This is a genomic window from Flavobacterium eburneipallidum, assembly GCF_027111355.2.
GTDB lineage: Bacteria > Bacteroidota > Bacteroidia > Flavobacteriales > Flavobacteriaceae > Flavobacterium > Flavobacterium eburneipallidum.
In genome coordinates this window covers 1,645,392-1,665,369 of the sequence record NZ_CP114291.2, presented here as the reverse complement: position 1 = coordinate 1,665,369, position 19,978 = coordinate 1,645,392, and the positions used below count along the sequence as shown (strand labels likewise).

The 19,978-nt window shown below is 33.2% G+C and carries 17 protein-coding genes; 8 read left to right on the top strand and 9 right to left on the bottom strand.

Annotated features, from left to right (window positions below):
* Window positions 1-14 precede the first annotated feature (14 nt).
* On the top strand, window positions 15-1,793 hold the full coding sequence (locus OZP15_RS06910; RefSeq protein WP_281337365.1) for a cytochrome c peroxidase: 1,779 nt from the start codon (window positions 15-17) through the stop codon (window positions 1,791-1,793).
* Window positions 1,794-1,848: 55 nt separating this feature from the next.
* On the opposite strand, the gene OZP15_RS06905 is transcribed toward OZP15_RS06910, so the two are convergent.
* The 5 genes from OZP15_RS06905 to OZP15_RS06885 form a co-directional block, all read right to left on the bottom strand.
* Entirely contained in the window at window positions 1,849-2,265 is a 417-nt protein-coding gene (locus OZP15_RS06905; protein WP_281337364.1) for a hypothetical protein, read from the bottom strand.
* Window positions 2,266-2,302: 37 nt separating this feature from the next.
* Complete coding sequence (locus tag OZP15_RS06900) at window positions 2,303-3,919, bottom strand: S8 family serine peptidase (RefSeq protein ID WP_269227714.1); 1,617 nt, start codon at window positions 3,917-3,919, stop codon at window positions 2,303-2,305.
* Between the two features lie 27 nt (window positions 3,920-3,946).
* A complete protein-coding gene (mnmA, locus tag OZP15_RS06895; RefSeq protein WP_281337363.1) occupies window positions 3,947-5,134 on the bottom strand; it encodes a tRNA 2-thiouridine(34) synthase MnmA in 1,188 nt (395 codons plus the stop codon).
* Window positions 5,135-5,286: 152 nt separating this feature from the next.
* Window positions 5,287-6,234 (bottom strand): alpha/beta hydrolase, encoded by a 948-nt coding sequence (locus OZP15_RS06890; protein WP_281337362.1) that lies wholly within the window; start codon window positions 6,232-6,234, stop codon window positions 5,287-5,289.
* 13 nt (window positions 6,235-6,247) lie between these two features.
* Window positions 6,248-6,955 (bottom strand): toxin-antitoxin system YwqK family antitoxin, encoded by a 708-nt coding sequence (locus OZP15_RS06885; RefSeq protein WP_281337361.1) that lies wholly within the window; start codon window positions 6,953-6,955, stop codon window positions 6,248-6,250.
* A gap of 435 nt (window positions 6,956-7,390) precedes the next feature.
* Here OZP15_RS06885 and rlmD point away from each other — a divergent pair, with 435 nt between their 5' ends.
* The 3 genes from rlmD (at window position 7,391) to OZP15_RS06870 (ending at window position 10,215) form a co-directional block, all read left to right on the top strand.
* On the top strand, window positions 7,391-8,803 hold the full coding sequence (gene rlmD, locus OZP15_RS06880; protein WP_269227712.1) for a 23S rRNA (uracil(1939)-C(5))-methyltransferase RlmD: 1,413 nt from the start codon (window positions 7,391-7,393) through the stop codon (window positions 8,801-8,803).
* A 67-nt stretch (window positions 8,804-8,870) separates the two neighbouring features.
* A complete protein-coding gene (locus OZP15_RS06875; protein WP_281337360.1) occupies window positions 8,871-9,413 on the top strand; it encodes a DUF6452 family protein in 543 nt (180 codons plus the stop codon).
* Window positions 9,385-10,215, top strand: a complete 831-nt coding sequence (locus OZP15_RS06870) for a DUF6048 family protein (RefSeq protein WP_281337359.1) — start codon at window positions 9,385-9,387, stop codon at window positions 10,213-10,215. The genes OZP15_RS06875 and OZP15_RS06870 overlap by 29 nt, the downstream gene beginning before the upstream one ends.
* 8 nt (window positions 10,216-10,223) lie before the next feature.
* On the opposite strand, the gene ung is transcribed toward OZP15_RS06870, so the two are convergent.
* On the bottom strand, window positions 10,224-10,892 hold the full coding sequence (ung, locus tag OZP15_RS06865) for a uracil-DNA glycosylase (RefSeq protein ID WP_281337358.1): 669 nt from the start codon (window positions 10,890-10,892) through the stop codon (window positions 10,224-10,226).
* Window positions 10,893-11,061: 169 nt separating this feature from the next.
* On the opposite strand from ung, the gene OZP15_RS06860 reads away from it, so the two are divergent.
* From OZP15_RS06860 to OZP15_RS06850, 3 genes are all read left to right on the top strand, one after another.
* Window positions 11,062-13,227, top strand: coding sequence for an endonuclease MutS2 (locus tag OZP15_RS06860; RefSeq protein WP_281337357.1), 2,166 nt, complete (start codon window positions 11,062-11,064; stop codon window positions 13,225-13,227).
* A gap of 94 nt (window positions 13,228-13,321) precedes the next feature.
* On the top strand, window positions 13,322-14,407 hold the full coding sequence (dnaX, locus tag OZP15_RS06855) for a DNA polymerase III subunit gamma/tau (protein ID WP_281337356.1): 1,086 nt from the start codon (window positions 13,322-13,324) through the stop codon (window positions 14,405-14,407).
* A gap of 83 nt (window positions 14,408-14,490) precedes the next feature.
* Window positions 14,491-15,057 carry a DNA polymerase III subunit gamma/tau gene (locus tag OZP15_RS06850; RefSeq protein ID WP_281337355.1) on the top strand — a complete coding sequence of 189 codons (567 nt, stop codon included), beginning with the start codon at window positions 14,491-14,493 and terminating at the stop codon, window positions 15,055-15,057.
* A gap of 96 nt (window positions 15,058-15,153) precedes the next feature.
* On the opposite strand, the gene OZP15_RS06845 is transcribed toward OZP15_RS06850, so the two are convergent.
* The 3 genes from OZP15_RS06845 to OZP15_RS06835 are packed head-to-tail and all read right to left on the bottom strand — an operon-like array spanning window position 15,154 to window position 18,654.
* Window positions 15,154-16,062, bottom strand: a complete 909-nt coding sequence (locus tag OZP15_RS06845) for a Ppx/GppA phosphatase family protein (protein ID WP_269227709.1) — start codon at window positions 16,060-16,062, stop codon at window positions 15,154-15,156.
* A 31-nt stretch (window positions 16,063-16,093) separates the two neighbouring features.
* On the bottom strand, window positions 16,094-18,166 hold the full coding sequence (gene ppk1 / locus OZP15_RS06840; protein ID WP_281337354.1) for a polyphosphate kinase 1: 2,073 nt from the start codon (window positions 18,164-18,166) through the stop codon (window positions 16,094-16,096).
* A 2-nt stretch (window positions 18,167-18,168) separates the two neighbouring features.
* Window positions 18,169-18,654, bottom strand: coding sequence for a SixA phosphatase family protein (locus tag OZP15_RS06835; protein WP_269227708.1), 486 nt, complete (start codon window positions 18,652-18,654; stop codon window positions 18,169-18,171).
* Between the two features lie 760 nt (window positions 18,655-19,414).
* Between OZP15_RS06835 and OZP15_RS06830 the strand changes: the two genes are divergently transcribed.
* Window positions 19,415-19,948 (top strand): hypothetical protein, encoded by a 534-nt coding sequence (locus OZP15_RS06830; RefSeq protein ID WP_269227707.1) that lies wholly within the window; start codon window positions 19,415-19,417, stop codon window positions 19,946-19,948.
* The last annotated feature ends 30 nt before the right edge of the window (window positions 19,949-19,978 follow it).

Below are 19,978 nucleotides of genomic sequence, written 5' to 3'. Positions count from 1 at the left end.
ATTCATTAAAAACAATGAAGCTATTTCAATACTTTTTTTTACTAATTGCAATTAGTCTTTTTTCTTGTTCCAATAAAGAAGAAACATTGACTCTTGAAGACATACTGAAAACAACGGTCAATCAACAAATAGATTCCTTGAACACGGCTTTGATTCAGTTGTCAAAATCTACACAAAAAGAGGCTGCAAAAATCCAATTTCCCAAATGCAGAGCTATTTACAAAAAAACTGAACCTTTTGTAGAGTATTATTTTCAAGGATTTAGCCGACGAATTAATGGTCCCGCTCTACCCGATGTAAAAATTGACGATAATGTAGTAAATGATCCAACAGGTTTTCAAGTGATTGAAGAAGTGATTTTCTCTGATGAAAAATTAGACCTAACCAAGTTGAAATCGGATATTGAAATCCTAAAAACCGATTTGCTTTTTGTGAAAAACAATTTGAAGGATTTCCCCATTCAAAATCATCATTTGCATGAATTGTTACAACATCAAATTATTAGAACTGCCACAATGGGAATCACGGGTTTCGATTCGCCAGTAGCTTTTCTTTCTATTCAAGAAACCAATAATTCATTAGAGGGAATTCAACAGTATTTTACATTTTTTTGCAAAAAAAATGAAGTTAAAAACAAGAAAAAATTCATCCAAATCTTATCCAAAAGCAAAGGGTATCTAAATAAGAACAAGGATTTCAATAGCTTTAATCGATTAGTTTTCATCAAAGATTATTTGATGCCTTTGAGTGTGGAATTAGAAATTGCTTTTAAAGACTATTTGAAAGATAGTCCAACAGGCATAAAACCATTCAAAGGTACATTATCGGATTTGATGCAAGGCAAAGGATTGAATCCTGATGCTTTTTCGCCATTTGCCGATTCTAAAGCGAATGCCGAAAAAATAGCTTTAGGAAAACAATTTTTCAACGATAAAAATCTTTCGAAAAACAACACTATCAGTTGTGCCAGTTGTCATAATGCCGACAAAGGTTTTACCGATGGGCTTCAGTTTTCGACCATCAAAGTACACAATCAATCTACTTCAAGAAATTCGCCAACGTTGATGTATGCTGCGTTTCAAAAATCTTTTTTCTTTGATTTGCGTTCCCAAGATTTAGAAAATCAAATTGAAGAAGTCATGAAAAACCCGAATGAATTCAATCTTTCGACACAAGAAATCACAACCAGAATAACCCAACAAGAAGCCTACAAATCATTGCTTGCCAAGGCTTTTCCAGATAAAAAAGAGATTACACCATTCGAAATCAGAAACGCCATTGCCAGCTACGTCAGAAGTTTGATGCCTTTTAATGCCAAAATTGATACCTATTTCAAAGGCAAAGTTGCTTTAACAAAAGGAGAAGAAAACGGATTCAATTTATTTGCAGGTAAAGCCAAATGTGCTTCTTGTCATTTTATTCCACTCTATAACGGAACTGTTCCACCTTGGTACAACAATTCCGAATCGGAAGTAATTGGAGTTCCTAAATCGAATAAATGGAAAAATGCTGTTGTTGATTCGGATTTAGGAAGATACAATACCAATCAAATCGAACAATTTAGGTTTTCTTTCAAAACACCAACAATTCGAAATGTAGAAAAAACGGCTCCTTATATGCACAATGGAATTTATAACAACTTGGAAGATGTAGTCAAGTTTTATGAGCTAGGTGGCGGAAATGGTATTGGAATGCAATTGGAATTTCAAACCCTACCTTTTGATAATCTCAAATTGACCGAAAGAGAAAAAAAAGATATTATTTTGTTTATGAAAACACTGACTGATAATTAATCTTAAAGCCAATATTCAACAAAAAAGTCGCTCTCGAGCGACTTTTATTTGTGTATTATGAATGATAATTAGATATATTATACACTATCATCCGATTGTCGTAATTGATGTAGAGTTGTTTTCTATTGTCTTGTTTTTTTCTGATAATAATTGAAAGTGTACAATCTTCGCCGTTATTGTCCTTGCAGGTAAATGAATACACTCCATCGGTTTTATTTTCTTCAAAAGGAATATAATCAATGATTTCAAACAATTGAATCACCTCGGAATAGACTGTAATTCTACTTTTATTAGTATCCAAAGTGACTAATATATTAACTAAATCCAAATCTGACCATTTGCCCCATTTGTTTTTTTGATCTTTCAGCATCACACTGTAACCCGATGTTTTGAATTTATAGGTTTGGCTATATGATTGATTCAGTCCCAAAACCAAGAAAGTTAGTACAATGAATATTTTTATTTTTGTCATTCCAATATGAAATTAGTGGTTTTCAAATGTACTAAAATTATTGTTTTACAATCTTACCACTTTTAGAAATTCCATTCGATTCTATTTTATAAAAGTAAGTTCCTGCATTTAAGGTTTTCAAAGAAACAACCGAAGAGGAATTAGTAATGTTTTGTTCTAAAACTTTTTGTCCTAAAACGGTATAAAACGCAATAGTTCCTTTGTCGAATCCATTAGCCAAAGCTATCGAGACAATATCTTTAGTAGGATTTGGATACAGTAAAAATTCATTCTTTTCAAAATCAGTAACGGCTAATCCATTGGCTACAGCTAAACTAAAATCGGGAATTCCGTATCCAAATTGTGCGGTTGGAGCGGTAAATTTATCTGCCGATTGTGTGATTAATTGTTTGATTTGCTGATTGGTTTTGGTTGGCAATGCCTGCCACAAACAAGCTACCATTCCTGCAATAAGAGGTGCCGAATAAGAGGTTCCACTTCCTGTGTCGTTAATGTTTCCGTTAGCATCTGACACAAAGGGTGTCTGTCCTTGAGCGGTAACATCTGGTTTTATTCTTCCGTCAAATGTTGGTCCCACCGAACTGAAACTAGCATAAGACTCATCCGATTTTACAGCTCCAATGGTTAATGCGTTGACAGCATCTGCTGGTGCAGAAATATAATACCAAGGTTGATTGCCTTCGTTACCTGCCGAAACTACACAAACCATTCCACGGCTGGAAGCAATATCCAATCCTTTAGAAATAAAAGTCGTCGAACCATTCATATCATTATAAGTAAAATCATAGTTGGAATTATCAAATTGAGTATAACCTAATGAAGTCGTAATAATATCCACTCCTAATCGGTCAGCCTCTTCTGCCGCTTCTACCCAGTTGGACATTTCTAATGGCTCTTCTTTTGTGCTGTCTTCTGTAATAAATAAATAATAAGAAGCATCTGGAGCAGTACCTACCAGCATATTATCAACAAAACCGCCCATCAAGGAAAGCACGGATGTTCCGTGAGGAATACCAGTGTAAAAATCAGTATTTCTATTCACATAATCATAACCACCCAGAATTTGATTATTAGCTCTCAATCTCGAAAAAGACGCAGCTGTATTTACTCCAGGAAATCCACCGTCCATTACAGCTATTATTTTTCCAGCTCCTGTATAATTGGATTGGTGCAACAAATGTCCGTTGAGCATTTGAATTTGATTGGCTGAATTGCCGTAGCTAAAAGTAGTTGTAGTTTTAACTTCTTTATTTATTGGTTTGGTTTTATATTTTGGACTACTGGTTTTATTAGCATTGATGGAACGATTTGCAAAGTCCACTTTATCTACAAAAGACAATAATTTTAGCGCAATAATATCGGCTTGCAAACCACGAACGTGAACACAATTGAACCATTTGGATTTGGCTTTTATTGTGATTCCTGTTGCAGTAGCAATTTGATTAATATAGGGTTGATAAATAGGTACGTCTTTAGTATCCAAAGCAATATTTTGTTGAGTCCTTCTGTCCAAAGCTCTTTGCGAAAGCATCGTCAATGGATTAGCCAAATAAGTAGCCGAATCGGGTTTGTCTTTAAAATATACCCAAGCATCTTCTTGCGAAAAGCCAACAAAACTGGAAACTAAAAACAGGAAAACAACTATTTTTCTCATATACTTTTTTTGAAATAAAAGACCAATTTAGGAAATAACTCCCGAACCAACTAATTCATCGTCCAAATACCAAGCTACGAACTGCCCTTCGGTGATTGCCGATTGTGGTTCTTCAAAAGCCACATACATCCCATTTTCGAATTGGTGTAAAGTCGCTTTTTGTAAAGGCTGACGGTACCGAATTCTTGCCATTACTTCCATCGTTTCGCCATTGGCAATAGCCAAATCGGGACGAATCCAATGTACTTCCGATTTTTCGATGAACAACGCTTTTCTGAACAATCCCGGATGTTGACTCGTTAATCCTGTGTAAATCGAATTGGTTTCCACATTAGTTGCAATGATAAACAACGGATCGGTTGTTCCGCCAACATTCAAACCTTTGCGTTGTCCGGTTGTGAAATAATGTGCGCCTTGATGTTTGCCCACCACTTTTCCCATTTGTGGAGTGTAGTCTATTTTTTGGGCATCAAAAGCTAACGAATCTTCTACTGAAAGATTGGTTTGTTTTTCTAAAGTATAAACGGGATTATTTTTATCAATTTGATAAATCAATCCATCTTTGGGTTGCAATTTTTGTTGTAAAAACTCGGGTAATCTTACTTTTCCAATGAAACACAACCCTTGTGAATCTTTCTTTTCTGCAGTAACCAAATCCATTTCGGCAGCAATTTCACGCACTTCAGGTTTGGTTAATTCGCCAATTGGGAACAAAGATTTTGCCAATTGCTCTTGCGATAATTGACATAAAAAATACGATTGGTCTTTATTGTTATCGGCTCCAGCCAAAAGTTGATAGACTTTTTCGCCATTGACTTCGGTTTCTCCTTTTCGGCAATAATGACCTGTTGCCACATAATCGGCACCAAGACTTAAAGCAATTTTCATGAAAACATCGAATTTTATTTCGCGATTGCATAGCACATCAGGGTTTGGAGTGCGCCCTTTTTCGTATTCGTTGAACATATAGTCCACGATTTTTTCTTTGTATTCTTCGCTTAAATCAACCGTTTGGAAAGGAATACCCAATTTTTCGGCAACCAATAAGGCATCATTGCTATCCTCAAGCCACGGACAATCATTAGAAATCGTAACCGAGTCGTCATGCCAATTTTTCATAAAAAGCCCAATAACTTCATAGCCTTGCTGCTGCAACAAATAAGCCGCAACACTCGAATCTACACCACCTGAAAGCCCAACAACTACACGTTTCATTTTGAAATAATTATAATTTTACAAGGTGGCAAAGTTACAAAGATTTACGGAAGGATTGGTGGTTAATATAGGATTAACCTTTTGTTGGGAAGTTTTGTTGGAAAGGGGATAATATTTTTTCAGTCAAAATTTAAAAAGGTCTATATTTTGCTTCAATTAATAACCTTCAAAAATTCAATTATATTTTTATTCCACTCTATTTTATTTTTTATCAAATAGTTTTCGTGTCCAGTATTTTTGTAAACATTTAGTTTTTTGATTCCTTTCAAATTAGAATAAATTTCATTGATTTCTTTTCGACTTACATTTTTATCTTTTTCTCCGTAAAGTAATAAAGTAGGACAATTTATATTTTTAGCATATTGAGTTGGATTGTGACTAAAACCCCAAAATCCATTCTGTATACCACCCCAAAATAATAAAATTCCAGCCATTGGAAAAGATGGTGCATTCATATTATCAAATCTTGCACAAACCGTTTTATACATAGAACCAAATGGACATTCAATGATTATTGCTTTTGGAATTATTTTATTATCATTAATACATTTCATTATTGCTACCGAACCCATTGATGTACCAAACAAATAAATGTTTTTTTCTCCAGCTTTAGTTAAATAATCAAATACTGTTTTCACTTGTTCAGCTTCTTTATAACCAATAGTAGTTTGATTTCCTTCGGAATTTCCGCTTCCCATAAAATCTACAAGCATAGTATTAAAACCTTTTTTTATGAATTCATCAGACTTACTAATCATTGAAGATTTTTCTCCGCCATAACCATGGAATAATACAATTGTACCTTTTGGCTTTTTGTTTTTTATTAACCAACACTCAATTTCTTTATTACTTTTCAGTTTTACGATTTCATATATTTGAGTTGGAAATTTAACGTTTTTAGGTTTTGGGTTATTTACTCCAAAAAACAAAGTCTTCACTTTTTCAATTGTCGATAATTTTTCTGGGCTTTTAGTTTTTTCAGAATTATTCTCTGTGAAGTGAGTAAATTTATAAGCATGGAAAAACGCAACAACATTTAGCATTATAAAAATGATCAAAAAAAGTCTATTGACTTTACTACGCACTCTAGATGTTATCATTTGAATAAACTTATTATTTACCAACTTTCTCTATCTTCTTCTGCAAACTCATATTCTCTTCCTTTACCAATTTTCCTTTTGCAAAAAACTGCCAAATCCCCGTTTTCTTTCCATTGACAAATTTCCCTTTAGAAACAATCGTTCCATCGTCTGGATCTCTAAAAATGGCTAAACCATCGTATTCATTGTTCTTGTAATTGGATTCTTCGATGATGATTCCAGATTCGGTATAGCGTTTGTAAATTCCGTTTTTGAGATTGTTTTTATACAGTGTTTCTTCGGCAATTTTTCCGTTTGGGTAAAAAACAGAACGCAAACCTTCTAGTTTTCCTTTGCTGTAATTTTCAGTTGACATAATAACCAAAGATGCTTTGTGATAGTAAATCCATTTTCCTTCGGATAACTTATTGACCACCTTGCCTTCACTGACTTTATTCTTCATTTGGTCATACATAATCGTATAAGCCGAATTGTCTGTGGGGTTAAATTCTCGAGTGGCAATAACTCTTTTGGTTTTGGTATTATCAAAGAAATTAAAAACACCAATTTCTTTTCCGTGCTCGAAAGTGCCTTCGTATTTTTGGTTTTTGGTATCAGTGTAAAAACCTTTCCAAAGTCCGTGTTTCTTGCCTTTTTCGTCTAATTTATTGAAATCGTTTTGCGAAAAAACTGTCTGAAAAACAAGAAGAAATATTACTATTTTAAAAAAACTAAACTTCATTTTGATTTTTTTATTTATTAAAAAATGGCTATTCAACCTCGACAAAAATACATTTAATAACATTGTTGTTCGATAAAATTATTGAAAATAAATATCGTAGTAGATATATTCCCTGCCTGACATTCGTCCACGTCTGTTCGAGTGTTTTATTGAAAAATGCGATAGCTTTTTTAAATAAAATGTATCGAGAACTTCCTATTTAAAAAGGCTTCTCGATACAATTTTGAATAGTAAAGCTGTCGCATTACTATTCAAAATCACTCGAAGAGACGGTAAAAAAGCTTCAAATAATAACATTTATCTAACAGAACAAGTAGTTAAAAAAAGAATTTGGTCAGCTACAAAAAATCCCTTTTATCTAAAATAAACGAGAACTTATTAAAAATATTTCCCAATTTGAATTTATAAAACCATTCAAAGACTTATTTTTGCGCCATGGCAAAGAAAAATACAGACAAGATCGTTTTTGATCATATAAAAGTCCTTGATGCAGGTGCAAAAGGCGTTTCGGTAGCAAAAGCTCCAGATGGTAAAGTAATTTTTATCCCTAATGTCGTTCCTGGCGATTTGGTAGATGTGCAAACTTTCAAAAAACGTAAAGCCTATTACGAAGGAAAAGCAGTGAAATTTCACGAATATTCCGAACACAGAATCGACCCGATTTGCGAACATTTTGGTGTTTGTGGCGGTTGCAAATGGCAGAATATGAATTACAATCAGCAGTTATTTTACAAGCAAAATGAAGTGCAAAGTCATTTGCAACGCATTGGAAAAATAGAACTTCCTGAATTTGAACCCATTTTAGGTTCTGAAAAACAGTTTTTTTACAGAAACAAAATGGAATTTTCGTTTTCGAACAGCCGTTGGTTAACCGAACAGGAAATTGGTAGTACCGAAGATTTAGGAAACAGAAATGCGCTAGGTTTTCACATCCCAAAAATGTGGGACAAAATTCTGGACATCAACAAATGTCATTTACAGGAAGATCCTTCCAACCAGATTCGTAATGAAATCAGGGCTTTCGCCAATGCAAATAATCTAACTTTTTTCAATCCAAGAGCGCACGAAGGTTTGTTAAGAACCTTGATGATGCGAACCGCTTCGACAGGAGAAATCATGGTTTTGGTACAGTTTTTCGAAAATGATAAAGCCAACAGAGAATTGCTTTTGGATTATATTTACGAAAAATTTCCGCAAATTACTTCGTTGCAATATGTAATCAACAACAAAGCAAATGATACTTTATACGATACCAACATCAAATTATATAAAGGTAGAGATTACATTTTGGAGGAAATGGAAGGTTTGAAATTCAGTATTAATGCCAAATCTTTTTACCAAACCAATTCGGATCAGGCTTACGAACTATACAAAATTACTCGTGATTTTGCTGGATTAACCGGAGAAGAAACAGTTTATGATTTGTATACCGGAACTGGAACCATTGCTCAATTCGTTTCGAAAAAAGCAAAGAAAGTCATTGGTGTAGAAAGCGTTCCTGAAGCGATTATGGATGCCAAAGCCAATGCGGATCGCAACAATATTACGAATTGTGAGTTCTATGTAGGTGACATGAAAGTAGTTTTCAACGAAAGTTTCATTGCCCAACACGGCAAACCTGACGTTATTATTACCGATCCGCCAAGAGACGGAATGCACAAAGATGTTATCGAACAAATTTTGAAAATTGAACCAGAAAAAGTAGTTTATGTGAGTTGTAACTCGGCTACACAAGCCAGAGATTTGGCTTTGATGGACGAAAAATACAAGGTTACTCGTGTGCGTCCAGTGGATATGTTTCCGCAAACACATCACGTAGAAAATGTTGTACTTTTGGAAAGAAGATAAATAGTCGGCAGTGTTCAGTAATCAGTATGCACTGAACACTGAACACTGAACACTGAACACATTGTTTATGAAAAAAATAGTTGCCTTTTTATTGATAACCGCATTTTCCTTTTCATTCTCCAGTTGTGAGAAAGACGACATTTGTGATGCCAATACGCCCACTACTCCAAGACTGGTCATTGAATTTTACGATTTTAATAATCCTACCGTTTTAAAAAATGTAACCGATTTGAAAGTAATTGGCGAAGGAATGACAGAAGGCATCATCTTTAACACAGCTACAGATGACGAAAAATATTTGACCAGTGGAACTTCTATTTCTATTCCGTTAAAAACAGATGCAGATGCTACCACTTATAGCTTTATCCTCAACTCTGGGAATGCAAATCCTGCATTAATTGACACTGATAAAATCACATTCAATTACACTAGAAAAGATGTTTTTATTTCAAGAGCTTGTGGATTTAAAATCGTTTTTGATTTTGCCGAAACCAACAAAATCGTACAAACTCCCGTTCCTGCTACAAAACCTAAATGGATGCAAAACATTCAAGTCCAAAAAAACAATATCGATAACGAAAATGAGACACACATTAAAGTATTTTTTTAGTTTTGGACTGTTGTCGTTGTCATTAGCACAAGCGCAAGATACTGTTCCAAAGAATGATTTACCCCAAAAAAAGAAAATTGTAGGCGAAATTCCTGTAGCTCCAAAAACTGCTGAAGCAAAACCTTCGACTGTAAAAGACACCATAGTTCCCGTAAAAAAAGATCGTTACGGAGTACGTGTAGGCGTTGATTTATATAAATTAACTCGTGGTTTATATGACAGCAATTACAAAGGAATCGAATTAGTAGGCGATTACCGATTGACCAAAAAATATTTTCTAGCCGCCGAACTCGGAAGCGAAAACAAAACCACCGAGGACGACCGACTCAATACAACTACCAAAGGAACTTATCTAAAAGCAGGTTTTGATTATAATTTTTATGACAACTGGCTGGATATGGAGAATATTATTTCCATTGGATTGCGTGGTGGTTTTAGCACTTTTAGTCAAGAATTAAACAGTTATAAAGTTTACAATCCCAATCAATATTGGGGCGAACTTCCTTGGAAAGATTCTGGAGAAAAATATAGTGGTTTAAGTGCAGGTTGGATTGAAGTCGTTGCTGGAGTTAAAGTAAAAGTCTATAACAATATATTTGTAGGTTTCAGTCTGCGAATGAATACTTTGCTCTATGACAAAAAACCAAGTGGAAATTTTGAAAATCTCTATATTCCGGGTTTCAACCGAACGTATGCTGGAAATTTTGGAGCTGGATTTAACTATACGGTAACTTATTTTGTGCCACTATACAAGAAAATTGTAAAGCCAAAAGAGGAAAAAGAAATTAAAAAATCAAAATAACTTCAATTTCACCACTCTATTTCATTCTTCCCTTTTGATTTTAAATACCGATTTGTTTGACTAAAATGCTTGTTACCAAACCATTTTCCTTGATTGGCACTCATTGGCGATGGATGTCCTGATTCTAAAACCAAATGTTTGCTTCTGTCAATTTTTGCGCCTTTCTTTTGAGCGAAACTTCCCCAAATTAAGAAAACTATATTTTCCTTTTCTTCTGAAATTTTCTGAATTACGGCATCAGTAAAAGTGCCCCATTTCAAGTGTTTGTGACTATTAGGACTATCCATTCGAACAGAAAGTGAAGCATTTAAAAGTAAAATTCCTTGTTTTGCCCAACGTTCTAAATTGCCTGAAGTGGGAAAGAAAATCGTTCCTAAATCTTCATTCATTTCCCTGAAAATATTGCGCAACGAAGGTGGAATTTTGATTCCATCATTCACCGAAAAACACAAACCGTTTGCTTCATTGAATCCATGATACGGATCTTGCCCAATAATTACCACTTTCAAATCATCGAACGAACAATAATCAAAAGCAGCAAACAATAATTCTTTTGGTGGAAAACAACTATGATTTTGGTATTCTTCATCGACAGACTTTATCAAATCCGAAAAATAAGGTTTCTGAATTTCGTCTGCTAAAATAAATTGCCAAGAAGGATTGAAGGTGGGTTGCATATTTAAAATATTATTACACAAAGATACACGAAGATTTCACAGAGATCCACAAAAAAACATTTCAAAAATCTTGTGTGCCTTTGCGTTTTCACCTTTGTGAATCTCTGTGAAATAACATTATGTTTCTCTTTGAAATAATCTTATTTTTGTACTGAAAAGAATTCAATAAATGATATCCATTACCGAAAAAACGCTTCAAGACTTACAATTTCCAACCGTTCTCGAAACCATTTCAGCCATTTGCAATACCGATATTGGCAAGCAAAAAGCACTAGAAATCACGCCTTTTAGAGACAAAGAAACTTTGATGAATGCCTTGATGCAAACCTCTGAATATGTTTCATCTTTCCAAAATAACAATGCGATTCCCAATCACGGATTTGATGCTATTACTTATGAAATCAAATTTCTTGGAATTGAAGATAGTTTCCTTGAAGTAGGCAGTTTCAGAAAAATTGCTACCATTTCAGACACCACAAATTTCTTATTGAATTACTTCAAAAAGTTTGACGATTATTATCCGTATTTGAATAGAAAAGCTTCCGAAGTTCAAATTACCAAAGAAATCAGCAATGTGATTGACTTGGTTGTAGATAAATACGGCGAGATTAAAGACAATGCTTCTCCTGATTTATTAAATATTCGTAGGGACATGAATCTGGTTCGAGGTAAAGTAAATCAGAGTTTTGGTGTTGCCTTAACACAATACAATTCCCTTGGTTATTTAGATGATATTAAGGAAAGTTTTGTTCAAAATCGTAGGGTTCTGGCAGTTTTGGCCATGTATCGTCGTAAAGTGAAAGGAACTATTTTAGGTAGTTCTAAAACAGGAAGTATCGCCTATATCGAACCCGAATTAACCTTGAAATATTCACGTGAATTAAGCGTTTTAGAATACGAAGAAAAAGAAGAAATCACCCGAATTCTGAAACAATTATCCAATCAGATTCGTCCGTTTTTACCTTTACTGATTCAATATCAGGATTTCTTGAGTGACATTGATGTGGTGGCTGGAAAAGCAAAATATGCCAATAAAATCAATGGAATTTTGCCAACAATTACCGACGAACGAAGATTGTATTTCAGAGAGGCTTTCCACCCTATTTTGTATTTGAACAACATACAGAAAAACGAAATTACGCATCCGCAAACTATTGAATTAAATCAAGAAAACCGAATTATCGTGATTTCTGGCCCCAATGCTGGAGGAAAAACCATATCACTAAAAACCGTTGGATTATTGCAATTAATGTTGCAATCTGGAATGTTAATCCCTGTTCACGAACGTAGCGAAACTTTTTTATTTGATAGAATCCTAACAGACATTGGCGACAATCAATCTATTGAAAATCATTTGAGTACTTATAGCTACCGACTCAAAAACATGAATTATTTCTTGAAGAAATGCAACAGAAAAACCATGTTCTTAATTGATGAATTTGGTACCGGTTCTGATCCTGAATTGGGTGGTGCTTTGGCAGAAATTTTCTTGGAAGAATTCTACCATAGGGAAGCTTTTGGAATTATAACCACCCATTATTCTAACCTTAAAATTCTGGCTAACGAATTGCCTTTTGCTATGAATGCCAATATGTTGTTTGATGAAAAAACCTTGGAACCGATGTACAAATTGGTTTTAGGGCAAGCTGGAAGTTCCTTTACTTTTGAAGTCGCTTTGAAAAACGGAATTCCGTATGGGTTAATCAATCGGGCAAAAAAGAAAATCGAAGTAGGAAAAGTGCGTTTTGATAAAACTATTGCTACACTTCAAAAAGAACGTTCCAAACTGGAAAAAACTTCTATCAATTTGAAAGAAGAAGAAACCCGAGCGCGTGAAGAAAGCAAAAAAATGGAAAACATCAACGTGAAAATCAAGCAAAAACTGGAAAGCTATCAAGAATTGTATGATAGCAACCAAAAAACAATTTACATTGGACAAAAAATAGAAGATATTGCCGAGAAATATTTCAATAATAAAAACAAAAAAAACCTTATTGGGGAATTTTTGAAAATCGTCGAAATCGAAAATTCTAAACGCATAAAAGCCACGCCAAAAGAAGCCAAAGCAATTGTAGAAAAGAAAAAAGAAGTCATCAAAGAAGTTGAAGTTCAGGTTGAGGAAATTAGAATCGAAAAGAAAGAAAAGAAACTCAAACCTGTTATTGAAAAACCAAAACCTATTTTAAAAATTGGAGACAGAGTGCGAATGCTAGACGGAAAAGCGGTGGGAAGCATTGATAAAATTGAAAAAAATAAAGCAGTAGTGAATTACGGTTTGTTTACATCAAAAGTAAGTTTGGATGAATTAGAATTGGTAGAAGCAGTTAAGAAGTAAATAATTACTGCTAGAAAAAGATTTTCTTCAAATAAATAGTTAAGCCAATAGAAAAATCAACAAAAATCTTATATTTGCTAACCAATAAAAATCTATGGAACAATTTGTAGTATCGGCTCGTAAATACCGTCCACAAACATTTAACGATGTTGTGGGACAAAAAGCCATTACCAGCACTTTGTTGCACGCCATAGAAAGCAATCACTTGGCTTCCGCATTATTATTTACTGGACCTCGTGGTGTAGGAAAAACGACTTGCGCTAGAATTCTGGCTCGTAAAATCAATCAGCCTGGTTATGATGATCCAAACGAAGATTTTGCTTTCAATGTTTTCGAATTGGATGCTGCTTCCAACAATTCAGTAGATGATATTCGTAATTTGATTGATCAAGTTCGAATCCCGCCACAAACCGGACAATTCAAAGTTTACATCATTGATGAGGTTCACATGTTGTCTTCGGCAGCTTTCAACGCTTTCTTGAAAACGTTAGAAGAGCCACCAAAACACGCCATTTTCATATTGGCTACGACCGAGAAACACAAAATTATTCCAACGATACTTTCTCGTTGCCAGATATTTGATTTCAAAAGAATTACCGTAAAAGATGCCAAAGAACATCTTGCCGAAGTGGCAACCAGTCAAGGTGTCATTTTCGAAGACGATGCCTTGCACATTATTGCTCAAAAAGCGGATGGTGCCATGCGTGATGCTTTGTCTATTTTTGACCGAGTAGTTTCGTATTGTGGTACTAACTTAACCCGTCAGGCAGTTACCGAAAACCTAAATGTGCTGGATTATGAAACTTACATTACCGTTACCGATTTGATTTTGGAAAACAAAATTCCAGAATTATTGGTAGCTTTCAATGAAATTTTGGCAAAAGGATTTGATTCACATCATTTTGTATCGGGTTTGGCTTCACATTTCAGGGATTTATTGGTTTCCAAAACACCTGCCACTTTATCTTTGTTGGAAGTAGGTGAACAAGCTCAAAAATTGTATGCTATTCAATGTCAAAAAGCTTCTCAAGAGTTTTTATTAAAAGGAATTGAGATTGCTAACGACTGCGATTTGAAATACAAAGTTAGTCAAAATCAGCGACTACTTGTCGAACTTTGCTTGATGCAACTAGCCTCTATCAATTTTGATGGAGAAAAAAAAAAGTTGACAAATTTATAATTCCACCTACTTATTTTAGGAAAACTGATTATTCTATTGTCGAAGCTGTTTCAGTTAGCAGAACGCAGACTGCAGAAAACAGTTTGCAGAAAACAGAATTAAAATCAGAAGTAATTAATAATTCCGAGATAGTAGCAACTCCTGAAACTCCTGAAATTCCTAAACCTCAAACACCAAATATTTCCGAAGGCCCTAAACTTTCGGCTTTGTCGCTTTCGAGTATTCGAGCGAAAAGAGAATTACAAGAAAGTACTAAAGGAATTGTAAAAGAAACGGTTCATCTTCCTACGGAATCTTTTAACGAAACCGATATGTTGTTGTTTTGGAACAAATATGCCGAGCGTTTGGGTGATAAAGGACACAAAATAATGGAATCACTTTTGCGAATAAGTGATCCCAAATTAGAAGGTACAACCATCATTCATGAATTACCCAACACGGGCTCTAAAATGGATTTTGAATCCGAATTGAATGGACTTTTGGGCTATTTGAGAGGTCATTTACACAATCACGATATTAGTATCAAAATTATTGTGAATGAAAGTATTGAGAAAAAATTTGCTTTTACAACCTTGGACAAATTCAACAGACTCAATGAAATTAATCCCAATTTAGAGTTATTGAAAAAGACATTCGATTTGGATATTTAGACTTTCTCTCTTTTATACAAAAAAAATCACCGCAAATTCGCAAATTATTTTTCTCATTGAAATTTGTGAATTTACAGTGTTTTATTTTAAATTTTCTTAAATCTTCCCGTAATACATTGCTTTGACGATACCGTCTGAAAGTCCTATTTTAGGAACATAAATATTTCTGGCGCCACTCCATTTCATGGCATTAAGATAAATTTGGATAGCTGGAATAATTACGTCGGCACGATCAGGATTCAGTCCTAATTCTGAAATTCTTTGTTCGTAAGTCATCGAATTCAATAAAGAATGTTGCGAATTTAAAAAGATGTAAGACAAGGGTTTGTCTTGCATTTTCCCAGACATTTTGAACAATTTATTGATATTTCCACCTGAACCGATGAGTGTTACCTCGTCATAATCTTGGGTATTGGCTCTAATCCATTTTTCCATTTCTTGCCATAAAACATCCCTTACCATTTCGTTCAAAAGGCGAACAGTTCCCGCCTTAAATGATTTGGAAACGACAATTTTTCCGTTAGAAAAAAGTGAAAATTCAGTACTACCACCACCAACATCCACATAAAGATAGGTTTTATCAGATTTTAAAAGATGATGCAAATCAGTTGAAGCAATAATAACCGCTTCTTTTTTGCCGTCAATAATATCTATATTAATTCCTGCTTGTTCTTTGATAATCTCGACAACTTCTTTGCCATTATAGGCTTCTCTCATCGCTGATGTTGCAAATGCCAAATACTTTTCGACTTTGTGTACCTTCATCAAAAGTCGGAATGCTGTCATGGCATCGACCATTCTTGCTATGTTTTCTTCGGAAATTTCGCCAACAGTAAAAGAATCTTGTCCTAAACGAATAGGTACACGAACCAAGGAGCTTTTGTTAAATTGAGATTCTTTTCCATCTTGTTCAACGATATTAGTCACGAGTAATCGCATCGCATTGGATCCAATGTCAATTGCGGCGTATTTTTTTATATTGAGTACTTCTTGTTTTAAATTCATTAATTTTTTTATACTTTATAGGGCATTAAATTTATTCAATATTTGCCAATTCAACGACTTTATTTTGATAATATTTATAAGTTTCTAACTGTGCTCTAAAAACAGTTTCATTTTCTTTGCGAATGCGGTATTTATTATCCAAGTTTTCAGAATGATAACGTGCTTTTACATTTCCTTTCCATCCCAAGTCGAAGTTATCAATTAGTTCATTTTTGATTTCTGGATCATAAATCGGACAGGTTACCTCTACTCTTGCATCCAAATTTCGAGTCATAAAATCAGCTGATGAGATAAAAACCTCTGGATCTCCAGCATTACCAAAGATGTATAATCTGGAATGTTCTAGATAATTATCTACTATACTTATGGCCTCAATATTTTCACTCATTCCAGGAATTCCTGGGATTAATGAACAAATTCCTCTAATTTCTAATTGTATTTTTACTCCTGCATTACTAGCAGCATATAATTTATCAATCATTTCAAAATCTGACAAACTATTCATTTTTAGCTTCATACAGGTTTCTCTACCTTCTTGTGCATGTGCTATTTCTCTATCTATTAATTTATTAAATCTCGAACGAGTGTAGTGTGGCGAAACAATAAGATGTTTGTATCTATACAATCGGTAATTGATGTCAAAAAACTCAAAAATCTTACTAACATCTTTTAATATTTGTTGATGAGAAGTAAACAAAGTAACATCGGTATAAATTTTTGCGGTTTGCTCGTTAAAATTTCCTGTAGATATGAATCCGTATCGTTTGATTTTATCTCCTTCCATCCTTTCGATAACACATACTTTGCTGTGTACTTTCAATCCTTTTATTCCAAATATAAGATTAATACCTTCGGTTTGCATTTGTTCGGAATAGGATATATTTGAGGCTTCGTCAAAACGGGCTTGCAATTCTATTTGAACTGTTACTTTCTTTCCGTTTTTAGCAGCATTTATTAAAGAGCTTATGATTTGTGAATTTTTAGCCAATCGGTACAACGTTATTTTTATAGTAGTTACTTTAGGATCTAAAGCTGCTTCTCTTAAAAATTTAGTGAGATAGGAAAAAGATTGATAAGGAGCATTGAGCAAATAATCTTTTTGACTAATTTTTTCAAGTAAACTTCCCTCAAGACTCAACCCTGGGATAGGCAATGGCAAATTAGTTTGATATAATAAATCAAATCTTCCTAGATTTGGAAAATTCATATAATCACGTCTGTTGTGATAGCGCCCTCCAGGAATTATACTATCTGTAGAAACAATATCTAACTTATCAAGAAAAAACCGAAGAGTGTCTTCACTGATTAATTGGTCGTAAATAAAACGTACTGGTTCTCCTATTCTCCTGTCTTTTACACTTGTTGCTATTTTTTCTAACATACTTTTGCTCAAATCACTATCAATATCCAACTGGGCATCGCGAGTAATTTTGATCATGTGTGCCGATACACTTTCGTAGTCGAAAATATTAAAAATACTACTCAAATTATATCTAATTACGTCATCAATAAGAATAACATATTGTTTGTTATCTTGTGGTGGCAACACTACAAATCGATTGATTCTGTTAGGAATTTCTATGATAGCATATCGAACTTCGGCATTTTTCTTCATTACTAATTTTATAGCTAAATACCCTACAGTATCTTTCAACACTGGAAATTCAGCTAAATCATTCAATATAATGGTCACTAATTCGGGACTTACTTTTTGGATAAAAAAGTCTTTCAAAAATATTTCTTGATCTCTAGATAAATCGTTTTCATGTACCATGAAAATATTTTCAGTTTCTAATTTTTCCTCAATACTATTTAAAATTCGTAAGCTTTCGGATTGTTGTTGAATAACAATTTTGGTAATATCTTTGACTGATTGTTGAGCTGATATTCCTCCTAAAAATTTCTCACCAGAGATTCCAGACAAGCTCAATCGTCTGATAGCTGCAAATCGAACTCTAAAAAACTCGTCTAAATTATTGGAAAAAATTCCTAAAAAACGTAATCTGTCTAGTAATGGAACTGAATCATCTGCTGCTTCTTGTAATACTCTTGCGTTGAAAGTTAACCAACTTTTTTCTCTGTCTATATATTTGTATTTGTGCACTTTTATTTTATTTTTTTAGGGAAGAGTGTGTGTTTTGTTTTTCCTTGTTCTATTTTTTCCCACTTATCAGTATCAAATTCTAATGAAACAAATCCAGATGTAGGAACATTATCAATGTTTATGTCTCCAAATTTATTAACAAAATCTGTAATCGCACCATTATGTCCAAAAAGAATAACATTTTCGAAAGTATTATTAAATGATTTAATAACGTTCTCGAGTTGTTTTTGATCAAAAGTATAAAGTTCATCTTTAAAAACGATACTTTCTATAGGGTACAAAATATTTTGTGCAAAAATAAGTGCCGTTTCTGAAGCTCTTTTTGCTGGACTAGACCAAATAACAAAAGTAGATGGCAAAAATTTGATACAACTTGAGGCTACTAAATGTGCATCGCTAATACCTCTTTGAATCAATGGTCTATCAATGTCTTTCAGCGGTGCTTCCCAACTAGATTTTGCGTGTCGAATCAGAATTAGATTTTTCATATCCAAATTAATTTGATAATTGAAATTTATATTTTTCCAATGAGTTTACAAATTACAAATTTTATTTTAATGTATTCAAATTATTTCATTTTCATCTTCGTTCGAGTAAAACTTGATTGCTTTTTTTTAAAGCTTGCTTGTTGATTTAATTTAGTAGATTAATTCAAAGACTTGCTTTTTTCTATAATTTTTGTAGAAACAATTCTACATCACATTAATTTTTTTTCTACAAATACTTAATTAACTTGAAATTAAATTTGTAATGTTTATTGTATTTAAAAAGCATTAAAACTTACAAACCGTTTTTATTGTGATCAAAAAGAGAAATTAAGTACTAACCTTTACTGTTAATTTCTTTAACATTCAAAAATGAACAATCATTTTGTTTTTTATTTTGTAATAATAATATTTCAAAATACAAAAAACATGCACTTAAACAGTGTTTTTTTGCATTTTATCGATATTTTAAAACTTATTTGTTTACTTTTATTCTAAATTTTGGAAGAAAATAATATTAATTAATAATAAAAAACGTCTCTTATTTCTATAATCAAGTTGAATTTTAATAAAATGACTCTTTAAAAATGATTGTTAACAAAAAAGGTTCTTAATCAAAAATTTAAGGTCTTAAAAGAGGTATTTCAACGATTTTTCAGGTAATTGACAGAATTAAAACATCAAATAATATGTATGTAGTTAATTTAGCCTATCCAAATATCTTAATTTTCGAAAATTCGATAATTAAAAAATGCCCCAAATTATGAAAAAACTTGTACCTACTCCATCATCATGGGTAAATTGCCTAGCAACGCCAAACAAAAACATAATTCTTTTGTTGGTTTTATTTCTTTTTTGCAACTGCATTTTTGCACAAAATCAATCTACTGCTCCTGCAGTTAAAGAATTAAACGCTTATATCAATACTTTGAAATCTAATAATCAAAGTAGTGGTGAAAGTTTAGAGCATTTAATTTATGATTTGCAACCGTCTATTTATTATTTGTCGGGTAAAATTGAAATCTATGGAGATAAACCAAACACGCTCTATACCGAAATCAATTCTATAAAAGATGCAAACAATTCAGCATTATTAATTAATGATATTGAGTTGATTAATATCAAAATAGTAGATACAACCAAAAAAATTGATTTATCTAATTTTTCAAATTACAAAAACCTGAAATACATATACATCGTATCTAAAATCAATTTAACAGATTCTGAAGTTGCTAAAATGATTATCAATTATGATGAAAAATATACTATAATCTACAAAACTCTTAAAGAAGAATAATTCTACTTCAATTCTACTTAAACCTAACTT